The 16,033-nt window shown below is 34.0% G+C and carries 14 protein-coding genes; 10 read left to right on the forward strand and 4 right to left on the reverse strand.

Annotated elements, in window-relative coordinates; translation table 11 throughout:
- Nucleotides 1–9: 9 nt before the first annotated feature.
- The 3 genes from BC781_RS20790 to BC781_RS20800 all read left to right on the forward strand — a co-directional run bounded on the left by BC781_RS20790 (nt 10) and on the right by BC781_RS20800 (nt 3,189).
- On the forward strand, nt 10–1,413 hold the full coding sequence (locus tag BC781_RS20790) for a sigma-54-dependent transcriptional regulator (RefSeq protein ID WP_109621532.1): 1,404 nt from the start codon (nt 10–12) through the stop codon (nt 1,411–1,413).
- On the forward strand, nt 1,406–2,713 hold the full coding sequence (locus BC781_RS20795) for a sensor histidine kinase (RefSeq protein ID WP_158281541.1): 1,308 nt from the start codon (nt 1,406–1,408) through the stop codon (nt 2,711–2,713). The genes BC781_RS20790 and BC781_RS20795 overlap by 8 nt, the downstream gene beginning before the upstream one ends.
- An 83-nt stretch (nt 2,714–2,796) precedes the next feature.
- Nucleotides 2,797–3,189 carry a thiol-disulfide oxidoreductase DCC family protein gene (locus BC781_RS20800; protein ID WP_109621939.1) on the forward strand — a complete coding sequence of 131 codons (393 nt, stop codon included), beginning with the start codon at nt 2,797–2,799 and terminating at the stop codon, nt 3,187–3,189.
- Here the strand turns inward: BC781_RS20800 and BC781_RS20805 are convergent.
- The 4 genes from BC781_RS20805 to hemH form a co-directional block, all read right to left on the reverse strand.
- Nucleotides 3,184–4,029, reverse strand: a complete 846-nt coding sequence (locus BC781_RS20805; RefSeq protein WP_109621536.1) for an SDR family oxidoreductase — start codon at nt 4,027–4,029, stop codon at nt 3,184–3,186. The genes BC781_RS20800 and BC781_RS20805 overlap by 6 nt on opposite strands.
- A 92-nt stretch (nt 4,030–4,121) precedes the next feature.
- The gene (locus BC781_RS20810) at nt 4,122–5,456 is read right to left on the reverse strand and encodes a hypothetical protein (protein WP_109621539.1); all 1,335 of its coding nucleotides are present in this window, start codon (nt 5,454–5,456) and stop codon (nt 4,122–4,124) included.
- Between the two features lie 94 nt (nt 5,457–5,550).
- Nucleotides 5,551–6,795: a cystathionine gamma-synthase family protein gene (locus BC781_RS20815; protein WP_109621541.1), complete on the reverse strand. Its 1,245-nt coding sequence runs from the start codon at nt 6,793–6,795 to the stop codon at nt 5,551–5,553.
- Between the two features lie 121 nt (nt 6,796–6,916).
- Complete coding sequence (hemH, locus tag BC781_RS20820) at nt 6,917–7,981, reverse strand: ferrochelatase (protein WP_109621543.1); 1,065 nt, start codon at nt 7,979–7,981, stop codon at nt 6,917–6,919.
- Between the two features lie 285 nt (nt 7,982–8,266).
- On the opposite strand from hemH, the gene BC781_RS20825 reads away from it, so the two are divergent.
- The 7 genes from BC781_RS20825 (at nt 8,267) to BC781_RS20855 (ending at nt 15,972) form a co-directional block, all read left to right on the forward strand.
- Nucleotides 8,267–9,775: a phytoene desaturase family protein gene (locus BC781_RS20825; protein ID WP_245935643.1), complete on the forward strand. Its 1,509-nt coding sequence runs from the start codon at nt 8,267–8,269 to the stop codon at nt 9,773–9,775.
- 6 nt (nt 9,776–9,781) lie between these two features.
- Nucleotides 9,782–10,627 carry a phytoene/squalene synthase family protein gene (locus BC781_RS20830; RefSeq protein ID WP_109621547.1) on the forward strand — a complete coding sequence of 282 codons (846 nt, stop codon included), beginning with the start codon at nt 9,782–9,784 and terminating at the stop codon, nt 10,625–10,627.
- Nucleotide 10,628: 1 nt separating this feature from the next.
- Nucleotides 10,629–11,150, forward strand: coding sequence for an isopentenyl-diphosphate Delta-isomerase (idi, locus tag BC781_RS20835; RefSeq protein ID WP_109621549.1), 522 nt, complete (start codon nt 10,629–10,631; stop codon nt 11,148–11,150).
- Between the two features lie 14 nt (nt 11,151–11,164).
- The gene (locus BC781_RS20840) at nt 11,165–11,638 is read left to right on the forward strand and encodes a sterol desaturase family protein (protein ID WP_109621551.1); all 474 of its coding nucleotides are present in this window, start codon (nt 11,165–11,167) and stop codon (nt 11,636–11,638) included.
- Nucleotides 11,629–12,375 (forward strand): lycopene cyclase domain-containing protein, encoded by a 747-nt coding sequence (locus BC781_RS20845; protein ID WP_211323911.1) that lies wholly within the window; start codon nt 11,629–11,631, stop codon nt 12,373–12,375. Before BC781_RS20840 ends, BC781_RS20845 begins: the two co-directional genes overlap by 10 nt.
- 33 nt (nt 12,376–12,408) lie before the next feature.
- Nucleotides 12,409–12,831, forward strand: a complete 423-nt coding sequence (locus BC781_RS20850; RefSeq protein ID WP_109621553.1) for a DUF1353 domain-containing protein — start codon at nt 12,409–12,411, stop codon at nt 12,829–12,831.
- A 744-nt stretch (nt 12,832–13,575) separates the two neighbouring features.
- Nucleotides 13,576–15,972: an outer membrane beta-barrel protein gene (locus BC781_RS20855; protein ID WP_109621555.1), complete on the forward strand. Its 2,397-nt coding sequence runs from the start codon at nt 13,576–13,578 to the stop codon at nt 15,970–15,972.
- Nucleotides 15,973–16,033 lie beyond the last annotated feature (61 nt).

The raw sequence follows: 16,033 nt of genomic DNA on the forward strand, positions 1-16,033 counted from the left end.
TTTAGAGATATGATTAAGCCTAAGCCGTTTATTTTGATTGTAGATGATGACCCCGCAGTGTGTAAGTCATTAGGTTTTTTCTTTAAACAAAAAGGATTTAATCCTGTCTTAGCCTCCAATCCAAAGGAGGCTTTTGATGCTTTGCCCGAGTTTCAATTTTCTTGTGTGATTTTAGATATGAATTTCAAGATCGAAACCACAGGTGAAGATGGCTTAAAAACACTTTCTAAGATCAAAAAAGATTACCCTAAATTGCCTGTTATCTTATTTACAGGTTGGGGAACAATGGAACTTGCAATTGAGGGGATGAAACGAGGAGCTTCTGATTTTGTGAGTAAACCTTGGGAAAATGACCATCTTTTGAAAACTGTAAATACTGCAATCGAATTGGCGAAAGAGAAGCCGCAAAAGCAAAAGTTTTCTAAAAGCTCAGAACGAAAAAAACTAGACCTTGAATATAACTTCTCTAAAATAATTGGGCAAGACTCAAAGCTATTGGAAGTTCTTGAAACCGTAGGGAGAGTGGCTCAAACAGATGCGCCAATCCTCATCATGGGAGAGAGTGGGACAGGAAAAGAATTGATTGCTGAAGCTATACATTTGAATAGTCCAAGAAAGGCAAATGAATTTGTAAAAGTAAATCTTGGAGGAATTTCACAATCATTATTTGAAAGTGAAATGTTTGGACATAAAAAAGGAGCTTTTACGGGTGCTCATACAGATCGGATCGGAAGATTTGCATTGGCTGATAAAGGCAGTATTTTCTTGGATGAAATGGGCGAGTTGGACTTGTCTTCTCAAGTAAAATTGCTGAGAGTATTACAAGAACGAAAGTTTGAGGTTTTAGGAAGTAGTAAAACAGAAAAAGCTGATTTTAGGGTGATTTCTGCGACAAATAAAGTACTGCCAGAGTTGGTGAGTGAAGGGAAGTTTAGAGAAGATTTATTTTTCAGAATTAATCTGATTACGGTTTATTTACCATCTCTGCGTGAGCGAAAAGAAGATGTTCCGTTATTAGCTCAACACTTTTTAGATCAGCTTTCTGAATCTTATGGCATACCTTCCAAAGGAATTTCAGAAGAAGCAATGAATTGGCTAAAAAATCAACCACTAAAAGGGAATATCCGAGAACTAAAGAATTGGGTTGAAAGTACGGTTCTGATGTCAAAAAATGAAACTTTAGAAGTTGAGGATTTTAAGACAAACCCAACTTATGTAAATGCATTTAAGGACGATGAATTAGAAACTGAATTTCTTCCCGAAGGATTTAATTTGGAGCAAATGGAAGAACTTATGGTGAAAAAGGCTTTAGAAGCTCACGACTATAAAATTGCTCCAGCAGCCAAAGCTTTAGGCATTTCGAGAAATGCTCTTTACAGAAAAATTGAGAAGTATAATTTATCAGATGCTTAGACTAGAATACATTTTTTTAACCCTACTTATCGTAGGAACTCTACTTGGGATAACTTTTCCTTTACGATTAGAACATCCACATTTATTTATCATAGCTGAAGTTGTCTCTGTAATTGTACTGTTTTGGCATCTAAGGTTATGGTATTTTTTTCATAGGCCACTCAAAGAATTGAATAATGCACTAAACCTTCTCAAGCATAATGATTTCCAATCTCGATTAATTACGAGCCCGCATCCTGTTGTAAACAAGTTAGTTGTAGTTTATAACAAGATCATGGAACGTTTGCAACAGGAACGTGTAAAACAACAAGAACAGCGATACTTTTTGGAACATCTGATCAATGCATCTCCAAACGGTATTGTTGTATTGGATTATGATGGAAATGTGTTGCAAGTGAACCCTTCAGCTTTGCAGATGACAGAATCTAAGCTTGAGGAACTGAAGGGAAAGGCACTAGGTGAAATCAAGAATGATTTCTTAAAGAAATTAGTTAGTATTCCTCTAGATGAAGTCATTGAAATAAATCTATCGGGAGGTCGGAGATATAGGTGTCAGAAAACAAGTTTTATTTTTAAAGGCTTTCCACAGCAGTTTCTTATCATTCAAGACAGTCTAGCTCTTGATATGAAGAAAGAAAAACAAGCTTACAGCAAAGTGATCAGAATGATGAGCCATGAAGTAAATAATACGGTTGGTGCAGTCAATTCGTATTTAGATACCTTGAAGATATTTGCACCCGAAGAGGATGAAGTGAAGGATGATTATTTGGAAGCGATTGATGTCGTGCAAGGACGAAATACGGCAATGGCTGATTTTATGAAGGCTTTTGCTTCTGTGGTGAAAATACCTGATGTAGATTTAAAAGAGGTTGATTTAGGAAAACTTATTGATCAGGTGCTTTTACTTTTTGCTCAAAATATAGATGAAGCAGACATTCAAATAGTAAAATCTTATCAAAACTATAAAATTCCTGTACTAGCAGATCGAATGCTATTGGAACAGGTATTTATTAATATTTTCAAGAATGCTGTGGAAGCTATTCAAGAAGCCTCAGAAGATGGGGGTAAATTGATAAATGTGTCATGGAACCCTAAAAAGAAAACACTTGAAGTTTGGAACTCAGGGAATAAAATTCCTAGGGAGATAGAAGAGCAGCTATTTACTCCTTTCTTTAGTTCTAAAGCAAATGGGCAAGGTATTGGTTTAACGATTTGTAGGGATATTTTAATGAAACATCATTGGGATTATAAGCTTTATTCTCCAGAAAAAGGAGGAGCTATTTTTGAAATTAAAATTTAGCTTAGATTAATAGTGATCTAATGAAAACCATAGTCTATTTTATGTGTTTTCATTTTACAACTTATGGTTTTAAATCTTTAAAAATGGAAAGTGTAATTCTCTTTGATGGTGTTTGTAATCTTTGCAATTCGAGTGTGAATTTTATCATTGATCATGATAAATCTAATCGTTTTGTATTTGCTTCTTTACAATCAGAAGAAGGAGAGAAGATACTTCAAAAAACAGGACTTTCTTCAGATTATTTGGATAGCTTAGTTTTAGTTGAAGGAGAAAAAGTCTTCACAAAATCGACTGCAGCTCTAAAAATCGCAAGTGGGTTAGCTTTCCCGTGGAATTTGTTTAAACCTTTGTTGTTTTTGCCTAAGGCTTTTAGAGATTTCTTTTACGATATCATTGCAAGAAACCGTTACAATTGGTTTGGGAAAGAAGATCAATGCCGTATCCCAACACCTGAGCTACGGCAAAAATTTTTATAAAAAGGAATATTCTTTTAACGCTCGATCAATGGCATCGGGACTTTCTAAAAAGAAAATGCCATTCTCATTTATTTTCTCCATAGAAAGCCTAATATCTCGGCTTTTATGAATTTTTTGAACGGTTGTAATAGCAGGATTAACTCCAATCTTTTCCAAAACTTGGATTACATTCTGATATCTGCTGAATGGGTTTTCACTACCAAAATGATATAATCCATGTGGAAGATCAAAGACTTTGGTGAGATTCTCTATAAACTCATAGACATATGTTAGCCCCCTGTATTCCATATCCGATACATTCATGACATTTCCTTTTAATTGATCATGAATGGTAGACCATAAAATATTTGGGTTAATCTTTAAGCCTCTTTCAGGCATACCGAACAACCAAGTCAGTCGAAGAATCCAAAAATTATCTAGAGTTTCGGCAATCGCCTTTTCAGCTTCTAGTTTTGTAGTTCCGTAATAAGTATTTGGGCTAGGTAGTGTTTCTTCAGAATACGGACCTTCTTCTTCATTCCCGTTAAAAACTTGTTCTGTACTTAGGAAAACTAGCTCAATGCCATATTCTTTACAGCATTCAGCAATGTTTTTACTGCCTAACACATTTACTTCATATGCTAATTCTTTATTTTCTTCACAAAGTTGTGTGCTTGTAATAGCTGCTCCGTGAATGACATAATCGGGCTGATGAACATCAAAATAATTATTGATGGCAGTAAAATCTCTGACATCTAATTCTTTACTACTAGGGTTTAGTACAATATATTGGTCTTTGACAAAATCTTTGAATCGAGTACCAATAAAACCACTTCCTCCTGTAAATAATATTTTCTTCATCGGATGTTTTAGATTAAATGAAACAGTAAAATTACTATTTCAAACATGAAATAGAAGAAGTAAGTAGGCTATAGTTTATTAATATTCATGAATTACTCATCACTTTCTTCCTCTTCTTCATCACCGCCTTCATTCAAATCATCTAAGACATCTTCTTCTTCATCTCTTTTATTTTCGACGGGTTCATCAGGTATAACTTTCTCTTTTACCTTTTTTTCTTTTTTAGGTTTGTCCTTTACTTTCTTTTCCTTTTTAGGTTTTTCGATAGGCTCTTCTTCTATGGTTTCTTCATTTTTTGGAGTCGGAGCCATTGAAGTCCAAAGCGCTTCTTCACCTCTGTCGTAGCTGTATATTTTCTTGTTATCCCTTTTTTCTAGGTTAGATTTACCTCTTGCTAGTCCTTCTCGTTTTTTGGTCATGTAAATACCAAACTTGGGTTTTGGAGCTGTTTTTCTATTTCCCCATTTTACTTTACCCGAATAGACAAAAGACATCTTCATAAGTGATATCTTTCGTTTCATGACTACGTAATTTGGTTGGTAATTTGCTGCCGCTTTTGATATTTTTCGGTTTTTCTTTAGGTCAACCACAATATAGTTACCATGATTTGAGGCTGCTTTACTAATCTTCTTATTCCTATTTGGGTCAATCAAAACAGTAGAACCGGTGAAGTTCTTTACTTTTCTGCTCATCTTTTTCCCTTTGTTCAGATCTACGACTATTGTAGTTCCAGTATGATCAGAAGCTGCCTTACTTATTTTTTTACGTTTGTTAGGGTCTATAATTATACTTACGTTAGCTCTATGTATCTTTTTTAAGATTGGAAATATTGAAGATCTGTACTTTGGTAACTCTTTGGTTAGTTCTTGCCCTTCTGTATTAGGTTTTGGGGGACTTACTAATCTACCTTTGTAACCTTCTTGGCTAAGAGACTTTGTCTTAGCAACTGGTTTAACGGGGTAGGGAATATAGATATTTGGATTTTCTTGAGCTGTTTTACTATCTGGTGTGAATTTTACTTTGGAACGGTCTTTCCCTTTATAACCTTCAGCTCTTAATGATTTGGTTTTAGCTTTTGGTTTTACTGTATATGGTATGTATACATTTGGATTAATTTGAGCAGATTTACTATCAGGTTTGAACTTAACTTTAGACCGATCTTTACCTCTATATCCATCAGCCTTAATTGACTTGGTTTTAGCTTTTAGTCTATAGTTTTTCATTTGAAGCCCTTCTGTTGTTTTGGCTTCATTCTTTTTTTCCTTCCTCTTAGACTTTCTTTTTTTAAATTTCTTTTTCCCTTTGTATCCATCTTCTCTAAGCGATTTTTTTTCAGCTTCTTGAGCAAAAGAGGTATTTATACTCAAATCAGAGATATACAGAATAGAAAATAGAAAAATGGTTTTATATAAAAGTCTTAGTTTCATAAAGCATGATTTTAGGCAGCAATACAACAAAAGATAAGCCAATCTGTACACAAATAAAAAAGCAATCCGTTTGGATTGCTTTATAAAATTGTAATTACTTCAATGCCTGTTCAATATCCCAAATTAAATCTTCAGGATTTTCAACCCCAATAGAAAGCCTAATCAAGTTTTCCTTGATCCCAAACTTTTCTTTGTCTTCAGGAGAAACATCAGCATGTGTCATGGTTGCTGGATGTTGCGCTAATGACTCTGTACTTCCTAAGCTCACTGCTAGTTTGATTAGTTTGAGGCTATTTAAGAATTTGAAAGCTTCAGCTTCGCCACCTTCAATCTCAACAGATACCATAGCTCCTGGAGAGCTACATTGCTTCATAAATGTCTCATACTGTGCATCACCTTCTTTTAGGTGTCCCAAATAACCGACTCTTTGTACTTTTGGGTGATTAAGAAGATAATCTGCAACTTTTTGTGCATTTCTAGCTTGCTCTTCCATTCTAATTTTAAGAGTCTCTAAACTTCTTAGCAATAGCCAACCAGTCCAAGGACCAGCCATATTTCCAAGGAAAGTACGCATGCCTTTGATCTTAGCAATCTGAGCTTTATTACCTAAAACTGCCCCCGCAATTACATCTGAATGACCTCCAATATATTTTGTAGCAGAGTAGACAACAAGGTCAGCTCCATGTTTTAAAGGATGTTGCCAAATAGGACCAAGGTATGTGTTATCTACTACCGTAAGTACTTCTTTATCTTCTGTATTGAAGTGTTTAGCGATGTTAGCACACATTTCGATATCAATAAGATCGTTTGTAGGGTTTGCTGGTGTTTCTAGGTACACCATCTTCAAGCGATCTTGGTAATCATGATCTGAAATTTTTTGAAGAATTTCCTCTTCAGATTGAGTAGCTTCAAAACTTAATGATTCTATCCCATATTTAGTTAGGATATGTTGAATGAAGTGGTTTGTACCACCATAGATAGGAGCAGAGTAAAGAACTACATCTCCTGGTTTAAGATTTTCAAGAAATACAGTACTGATTGCTGACATTCCACTCTCAAAAACGGCACAAGCTTCGGCGCCATCCCATAGTGTTAGACGGTCTTCAAGGATTTCAAGGTCAGGGTTATTTAATCTACTGTAAATAAGACCTAGTTCTTCATTTTTTTCTTGCTCTCTAAGACCATAAGCTACTTCAAAAAATGCTTTTCCTTCTTCTGCTTTCTTGAATACAAAAGTTGATGTTTGAAAAATAGGGCATTTGATCGCTCCTTCTGACCATTCAGGATTGTAGCCATAAGACATCATTAGACTCTCTGGTCGAAAATTCTTTATATCCATAGTGTTGTGGTTTGGTATGTTAAAAAAATGCCTATCAAATTTCAGAAGAGTGAAACTTGATAGGCTTAAATTAGGAAAGATTTAAAGAAAAAATATGTTGCAAAAAATCTTTATTTTAATATTAAGCGATTGTTGGATTAAAAGCATGTGTATTACAACGCTCTTTTACCAATTGTTCCAAACAATCAATCCATAGTGGGTGCTCATTCAAACTTTCGACCAAATCCCATTCTTCGCCACCATTTTCCTCGAATACTTCTTTATATTCTTCGCCAACTTCAAGTGTAGTTTCTAAGCAGTCGGCTATGAAAGCAGGTGAATAAGCTAAAACCTTCTTTTTACCAGCCTTTGCCAAGTCGATAATTACATCTTCCGTGTAAGGCTGAATCCAAGGGTCTTTACCAAGTCTTGATTGGAAACATACCGAATACTGATCATCTTTTAAGCCTAAAGCTTCAGCAAGTAATTTAGTAGTATGGAAACAAGCAGATCTATAGCAGTAAATATTTTGCTCTTGATTACAAGCACAAGTAGCATCCTTTAATTTACAGCAAGTATCAGTAGCTGCTTTTATGATTTGTCTTTCTGGAACACCATGGTAGCTAAAAATAACATGGTCATAATCTTTCTTCTTCAGATATGATTTTCCAATTTCTGCAAAAGCATTGATAAACATTGGATGATCATGGAAATGATCTATAAAGTCCATGTCTGGGATAATCTGCCAATTTTTGACAAGTTCCATTACTTTATCAGTAACAGAACCCACTGTGGCAGAAGCATATTGAGGAAATAATGGAACAACGATTATTTTATGTACCCCTTGTGCTTTTAGTTCAGTAAGTGCACCCTCAATGCTCGGACTTTGGTAGCGCATACCTAAAGCAACATGAAACTCTTCACCTAATTGTTCTTGAAGTAAGCTCTTCACTTTCACTCCATAGTACAAAAGAGGGGATCCGTTTTCAGTCCAAAGCTTTTTATATTCTTTTGCAGATTTTGGAGCTCTAAAAGGTGCAATAATCATATTTACCAACATCCACCTTTTCCAATAAGAGATATCGATCACTCGCTTATCCATTAAGAACTCTCTCAAATATTTTCTTACGTCTGGCACTTCAGGACTATCAGGAGTACCAAGATTCACTAATAGAACTCCTGTTTTTAGAGCTTGCTTCTGCTGCATATTTATAAATCTTATAAAATTGAATTCTTTAGAACGCCTCAAAGATAGAGGAAAGCTTGATTTAATAAAACTGAATATAATACCTTATAAGATGTTAAAATGTTTAGGTTTTGTTTAATAAAATAAAGAATTATTAAAACAAAAAAATGCAACTCCTGTTAAGGTAGAAAATAGTATGATAAAAGTTTAAGATTAATAAATCTTGAATCAAGCTAATTTATCAAGGATAATATTTATCTTATAAATTTAGCTGACCGAATTAGTACTTTTGATGTGTTTATGTATATGAGAAAGGTAATTGTTATAGGTGCGGGTTTTTCAGGTCTATCTTCTGCCACTACTTTGGCTCATGCAGGATATGATGTCACAGTAGTCGAAAAACATGATCAGGCAGGAGGACGAGCAAGATTTTTTGAGAATTCAGGTTTTAAATTTGATATGGGGCCTAGCTGGTACTGGATGCCAGAAGTATTTGAAAACTATTTTAACTACTTTGACAGAAGTGTCTCAGACTATTACACATTAGAACGTTTATCTCCTTCATATAAAGTTTATTGGGGAAATGGCGAGGCTGATGAAATCCCAGCAAACCTTGATGAATTGTTTAAGCTTTTTGAAAAGTACGAAAAAGGTAGTTCTAAGAAACTTCAGAAGTTTTTGGCTGATGCTAAAGTTAAGTATGAAGTAGGAATGAATAAATTTGTACAGAAGCCAGGGCTTTCAATTTTCGAATTTACAAACCTTGATGTACTCGTTAATGCTTTTAAGCTTGATTTAGTGAAATCATTCTATGACTACATCAGAAAATATTTCTCACACCCGCGTTTACTACAGCTAATCGAGTTTCCGATCTTATTTCTAGGTGCTACTCCTAAAAACACTCCAGCACTTTATAGCCTCATGAATTATGCAGATATCGAATTGGGTACTTGGTATCCAAAAGGGGGTATGCATAAAATTGTTGAAGGAATGCACAAACTGGCTGAGGAAAATGGCGTTAAATTTTTATTTGAATCACAAGTAGAAAAAATAAATGTAATCAATGGAGTTGCTCAAGGGGTAAGTATAAATGGTACTTTTCTTGAAGCAGATTACATTGTCGGCAGTGCAGATTATCATCATATAGATAAGTTCTTATTGGATGAAGCTTATCAAAACTATTCTGATAAGTATTGGGATAAGCGTCTGATGGCACCGTCATGTTTACTCTATTACTTAGGAGTAGATAAAAAATTAGATGGATTATTGCACCACGATTTATTCTTTGATGCACCATTTGATTTGCATGCTGAAGAAATTTACTCTGATCCACAATGGCCTTCAAACCCTCTATTCTATGCTAGTGTAGCTTCAAAAACGGACGATACAGTAGCTCCTGAAGGTTGTGAGAACTTAATGTTATTAGTCCCAATAGCTACAGGACTTGAAGATACTGAAGAAGTAAAAGAAAGGTATTTAAATATAATTTTAGATAGGTTAGAAAAGCATATAGGCACTTCTGTTAAAGAACATATTGTTTATAAAAGAGCCTATGCTTCTTCCGATTTCAGTAAAGACTATTTTGCCTTCAAAGGTAATGCCTATGGTTTAGCGAATACATTAAGCCAAACTGCGATCTTAAAACCTAGTATTAAGAATAAGAAGGTCTCTAATCTATTTTACACAGGACAGCTTACTGTACCAGGCCCAGGAGTTCCACCGTCAATCATCTCTGGACAGGTAGTAGCCAAACAAATTATGAATGAAGATGAGTCATTCAAACAAACACTAGAAACTCAAACCATATCAAACTAAAATATTATGAATAAGAAAGCATTATTCGACAATATCTCACTTGCGTGTAGCAAGCATATAACTCAAAAATACAGTACTTCCTTTTCTTTAGGAATCAGATGCCTACACTCAGACCTAAGAGGACCTATTTACTCTGTTTACGGTTTTGTTAGAATTGCTGATGAGATTGTAGACACTTTTCATGATTATGACAAAGAAACGCTGCTAAAAGAATTTAAAGAAGAAACATACAAGGCATTAGATCAGCGTATTTCTACTAACCCAGTTTTAAATAGTTTTCAGCAAGCTGTTCATGATTTTAATATAGATTATAAGCATATTGATACTTTCTTAAAAAGTATGGAAATGGATCTTAATAAAAAAGAGTATGATCCATCACAGTATGAAGAATATATCTTGGGGTCAGCAGAAGTGGTAGGGCTAATGTGTCTAAAGATTTTCTGTTATGGAGATCAAGAACAATATGATAAGCTAGAGCCATATGCTATGCGTTTAGGTTCAGCATTCCAAAAGGTGAACTTTCTCAGAGACTTAAAAGATGATATTGAGGATTTAGGCCGATTCTATTTCCCAAACTTGGTAGTCTCAGATTTTAACGATGATACCAAAAGAGAAATTGAGAAAGAAATAGAAGAAGACTTTAAATATGCACTCAAAGGGATTGTACAATTACCTAAAAGTTCAAGATTTGGAGTATATCTAGCCTATGTCTATTACTCAAGACTTTTCCAAAAAATTAAAAATACACCTCATACGAAAGTAATGGAAGGTCGTATCCGTATCCCAAATCCACGTAAGCTATCTTTGTTTGCAAGTACTTATGTAAAACATCAATTAAATTTGTTGAACTAGTATGGAGCAAGTCATTTTAGTGAACGAAAAGGATGAACAAATAGGATTAATGGAAAAACTAGAAGCACATGAGAAAGGAGTTCTCCATCGTGCTTTTTCCATTTTTATATTTAACCAAAAAAATCAGCTTTTACTTCAAAGAAGAGCATTAGAAAAATATCATTCTGGAGGCTTATGGACAAATACTTGTTGTAGTCATCCTAGAAATAATGAGTCAAATCTTGATGCTGCAATTAGAAGGCTAGATGAAGAAATGGGTTTCACAACACCATTGGAAGACTGTTTTAGCTTTATATACAAAAGTGATTTTGAAAATGGTTTAATTGAACATGAATTAGACCATGTGTTTGTAGGGTATTACGATAAAGAACCTGATATTAACCTAGAAGAGGTGTGTGAGTGGAAATGGCTTGAACCAGAAAAAATATTAGAAGAGATTAGAGAAAATCCTGAACAATTTACAACTTGGTTCAGAATATGTTTTGAAGATGTAATTCATCATTTGCAAAATAAAATTAGCTAATAACTAAACTGATCATGACAATATTTATTTACTTTTTATCCACTTTATTTACTTTTTGTTTAATGGAAGGCGTCGCGTGGTTTGCTCATAAATATGTCATGCACGGTTTTCTATGGGGTTTACACGAAGATCATCATAGAGTTCACAATAACCTATTTGAAAAAAATGATCTATTTGCCTTAATCTTTGCAGTTCCTTCAGCTTTGCTATTCATTTTTGGTTCTCTAGAAGGTATTGATTTTCGTTTTTTTATGGGTTTAGGAATCCTTATTTATGGAATCTGTTACTTTCTAGTTCATGATGTTCTGATCCATAGACGGTTCAAGTGGTTTGATAAAACGACTAATCGTTATTTTAGAGCTATCAGAAAAGCTCATAAAGTACACCATAAACACCAACAAAAAGAGGATGGTGAATGCTTTGGGATGTTATTTGTCCCTCTTAAGTATTTCAAAGAGACGACTAAAAAAGAAGCGGTATGGAAATGATTCCAGAAACATATTACTACCTTTTGGTAGATTTTGGGGTTATCTTTTTTCCAATACTATTGAGCTTTGGTCCCTATTATTTCTTTTATAAAAATTGGAAACAGGCATTTTGGGCGATTCTAATTCCTGCCATATTCTTTATAGTCTGGGATGAAGCTTTCACTCAGATGGGAGTGTGGGGATTTAACCCAAGATATTTAACTGGTATTTATGCAGGGCATTTACCATTAGAGGAAATTCTGTTTTTTATAATCATACCATATGCATGTGTATTTACCTATGGTTGTTACACTTATTGGGTTCCAAAAGATTATTTTAGAAAAATACAGAAGCACATCTCAAATTTGCTGATTATCGGATTAGTTATCAGTACTTTCTTATTTTGGGGTAAATGGTATACAAATGTGACTTTCATTTTACTCTCAATCACTATCTTTTACCTTGAGCATATCAGAAAAGTGACATTCTTAAGTAAATTCTATCCTGTATATATCTTAATATTGCCTTTTTTTCTCCTTTCGAACGGCGTATTAACAGGATCATTTCTAGATGAACCAATTGTTTGGTATAATCCTATGGAAATTATTGGTGTACGTATTTTTACAATACCAATGGAGGATAGCTTTTACGGGATGCTCTTACTGATGCTAAATATCTTTATTTTTGATTTGCTGGTAAAACGAAAGGAAGAAAAAGGGACATCAAGAGTAGAGACGGCTTTAAAGAAATCTATTTAGAATTTAATCTCAGAATCGATTAGATATTTTTTTATGAGTAATACATGTTATAGAAAGTTACAGAAGTACAAGTATCAACTTGTAAAGGATTTTACTTACGAGTCTACTATAAAAAATTATAAGGTAGAAAATCATAAATTCATAGCTCTGAATGAAGATGGAGTGATAGGTATTAAGAAAGGCTATGCTTGGGATGGAGCTAGCGGTCCTACTATTGACACTGAGAATTCGATGAAAGCTTCATTAGTTCATGACGCATTTTATCAGCTATTCAGAGAGGGCTATTTACCGCAATCTGAGGTTAAAAGCACTGACCAATTATTTAAAACCATGCTTCGGGATGCAGGAATGAGCAAGTTTCGATCATTTTACTGGTATTTAGGTTTGAGGCTAGCCAATGGCAAACATGCCAAAAGAGTTGATACCAATATTGATCATACTATTTGTATAGCGTAAAAAATATATTTGAATCTGTTTATGTACTATAAACAGATTTTTTTTCATCTAAATCAAACCCCCTTAATTATTTGAGGGAGCATCCTATCTCTAGTTTGTTGAACTTACCGAAAATAACAAACTATTTATCGATTAGAAATCTCGATTGATAGAAACCCAAGAACGACTTTTCAGTGCGTGTGGTTCTATTACTGAAAATCAAGAAGAGAGAAAATAACTACTAAATTTAAAAACCTAATTTGATATGATAACCTATATTACTATTGTCGTATGACACCATTCTAATGACTGCTTTTATGTTAAAGCAATTCAAGTCAAAGTTCTTCTAGACCATCATTATTGAGTATGTTCACTATCATGAATACTATCCAAAATGGGGTAATCCTACCAAACAGAAGAATTAAATCACAGTATAATAAAGCGTTTATCAAATTCAATGACAGGATACTATATATGATATTTCAAGAATAGTGAGAGATTTTACTTGTATGTTTTTCGAAAACGGCAAGCTGTTTCAGTTTGTCGTTTTTTTATGCTTTAAATAAAAAATCACCTTCTACCTCCCTTTTCTTGAGAGAAGAAAATACCATTTCAAAGACTTAATTGTAATCTGTGTCAGAGATATTTTTTGAAATATTTTTTAAGTCAAGCAACCCTAGCCGTTTTTGAGAATCTCTAATTGCATTGAGTAACATTACTCAATATTCAGTGTCAATAATTTTTTACAGATCACACAAACCAATTATGAACAGATTCAATCAAATCTTTTTACTAACCGTATTTTTTATTTTAGGAAATTCCTCTTTCAGTTTAGCAGAAGAAAAACCAGTAAAAGGAACAATTAAGGGTCAAATTCTAGATAAGGAGACCAAAGAAGTTGTTTCTTATGCTACTGTAAATCTTTTAAATGAAAATGAAAAATCTATTGGAGGGGCTCTGACAGATGATAATGGTGAGTTTCATCTTAAAAATATTCCTCTCGGAGAATATACCTTAGTTATTCAATTTGTAGGCTATGAAACATTTAAGAAGAGTGTATTGCTAACAAAAGAATCAAAGAGTGTAGACCTTTCAATTTCCATTGAGGAAAATGTATCAGAGCTAGAAGAGGTTGTTGTTGAGGGAAAAAAAGCAATGATAGAGAATCGGATTGATAAGAAAATTGTCAATGTGAGTGAGGCTATGATTGCTGAAGGTAATTTGGCAACCGAAGTATTGAATACTATTCCGGAAGTAAATGTGGATGCAAATGGGCAGATTAGCCTTAGAGGAGAGTCAAATGTGAGAGTGTTGATTGACGGTAAACCCTCTCAAATTGATCCATCACAAATATTACAATCGATGCCAGCAGATGCTATTGATAAAATTGAAGTGATAACTAATCCTTCTGCTAAGTATGATCCTGAAGGACTGTCGGGGATAATTAATGTAATTACGAAGAAAGATAGAATGCAAGGATTAAACGGAAGTATTTCAGCTAACCTTGGTTCAAGGGACAAATATAGTGGAGGTATAAATCTGAATTATCGATATAAGAAGTTTAATACCTTTTTACAGTCTTATCAATCAGATAATAGATATATAAGTGAAAGAACATTAGAACGTACTTATACTTCTATTGACCAAGCTAATTTTTCTCAGAAAGAAAATGGTCTTTCTAAAAATGGTTACGGAAATTTAAAAGTAGGTTTCGATTACTTTATTGATTCATTAAACACTTTGACATTCTCTGTACAACGATGGCAATGGAGAGGTGATGACACCAATATTTATAGAAATATAGATCATTCTACTGGTGAAGAATCCTTTTACAAAGGGCTTTTTTATAACAGGTCAGGAGGAGATGAGGCTAACTTAAACTACAGAAGAGAGTTAGAAAAGGGCAGTCTAGAAATGGATGCATTTATTGAAAAAGGTTCAGCTGATTTTAATCCTAGTAATTTCTTTAAAAGTGGTGAGCTAATGGATTATGAACCACTTACTGAAATTGTAAATAATGCCAATTGGTATTTTGGTAGTTTTGCTATTGATTATGAAACGGCCTTAACCGAGAAATCTAAATTAGAATTGGGGTACAAAGGGCAAATCATTGATGCTGAGGTTCAAATAGAAGATGATAAAGAAAGTTTTGAACGCCCAGATTTATATGAATATCCATACCTTGAGAATATACATGCAGTTTATGGAAACTATATGAATCAGTTGACTGAGAAGTTTACTGTAAAAGCAGGTCTTAGAGTTGAAAATGCATCAATTGATGGAGGTATTTATGGAACTGTAAATGAAGTCAGTGTAGATACTACTTTCAATATAAATTATACGAGCCTTTTCCCAACCTTACATTTCCAATATAAGTTGAGTGAAGAAAGTCAATTTGGATTGAGTTACAGCCGTAGGATTCAAAGACCAGATGTCATGCAGTTATTACCTGTAGAAAACTCAAATAACCCTCAGAGTGTGCAGGTAGGAAATCCCGGTTTACAGCCATCCTTTACCAATTCTATGGAATTGCAGTTTGGTAAAACTAAAGAAAAATTCAGTCTGAATTCTAGTTTGTACATACGTCATAGTACGGATATTATTAGAGGAGTTACTTCTTTTGATGAAGAGAATAATAGAACAGTGATGACCTATGCCAACTTAGGAGAATCCTTGACAGGTGGACTTTCATTGTCTGGGCAAATATCTATAACTGATTGGTTTAATGTTAGTCCGAGTATGGATATTTATTATTTAGATATTACTGATGAAAATTCAAATTTCACGATTCCTGAAGATGCTAAGCCTTTAAACTTTTCTGCAAAGCTAAACACAGAAATTCAATTACCTTGGGATATTCAATTTCAAGCAATGGGAAGATACTCAGGAGAGAGGTATGATGCACAGAGTATAAATCAACCGAATTATAATTTAGATTTGGCCGTTCGTAAAAAAGTGCTGAAAGGGGCTGGGAATGTAAGTCTTAAAGTAAATAATCTGATTTACAGCGGTTACCCGAGTACAGTATATGGAGATGGATTTACTGAAAATGTTCACTATTATGGCGAAAATCCGATCTTCAGAGCATCCTTTACTTATTCATTTGGAGGGAAGTTTCAAGGACGTCAAAAGAGAAAGTTAGAAGGTAGTGGAGGTTTATAAAACTATTTAAATGAATAAAAGCCCGAATCAATTAGTGTATTGATTCGGGCTTATTATTTGG

It is taken from the genome of Sediminitomix flava, from assembly GCF_003149185.1.
Lineage (GTDB): Bacteria > Bacteroidota > Bacteroidia > Cytophagales > Flammeovirgaceae > Sediminitomix > Sediminitomix flava.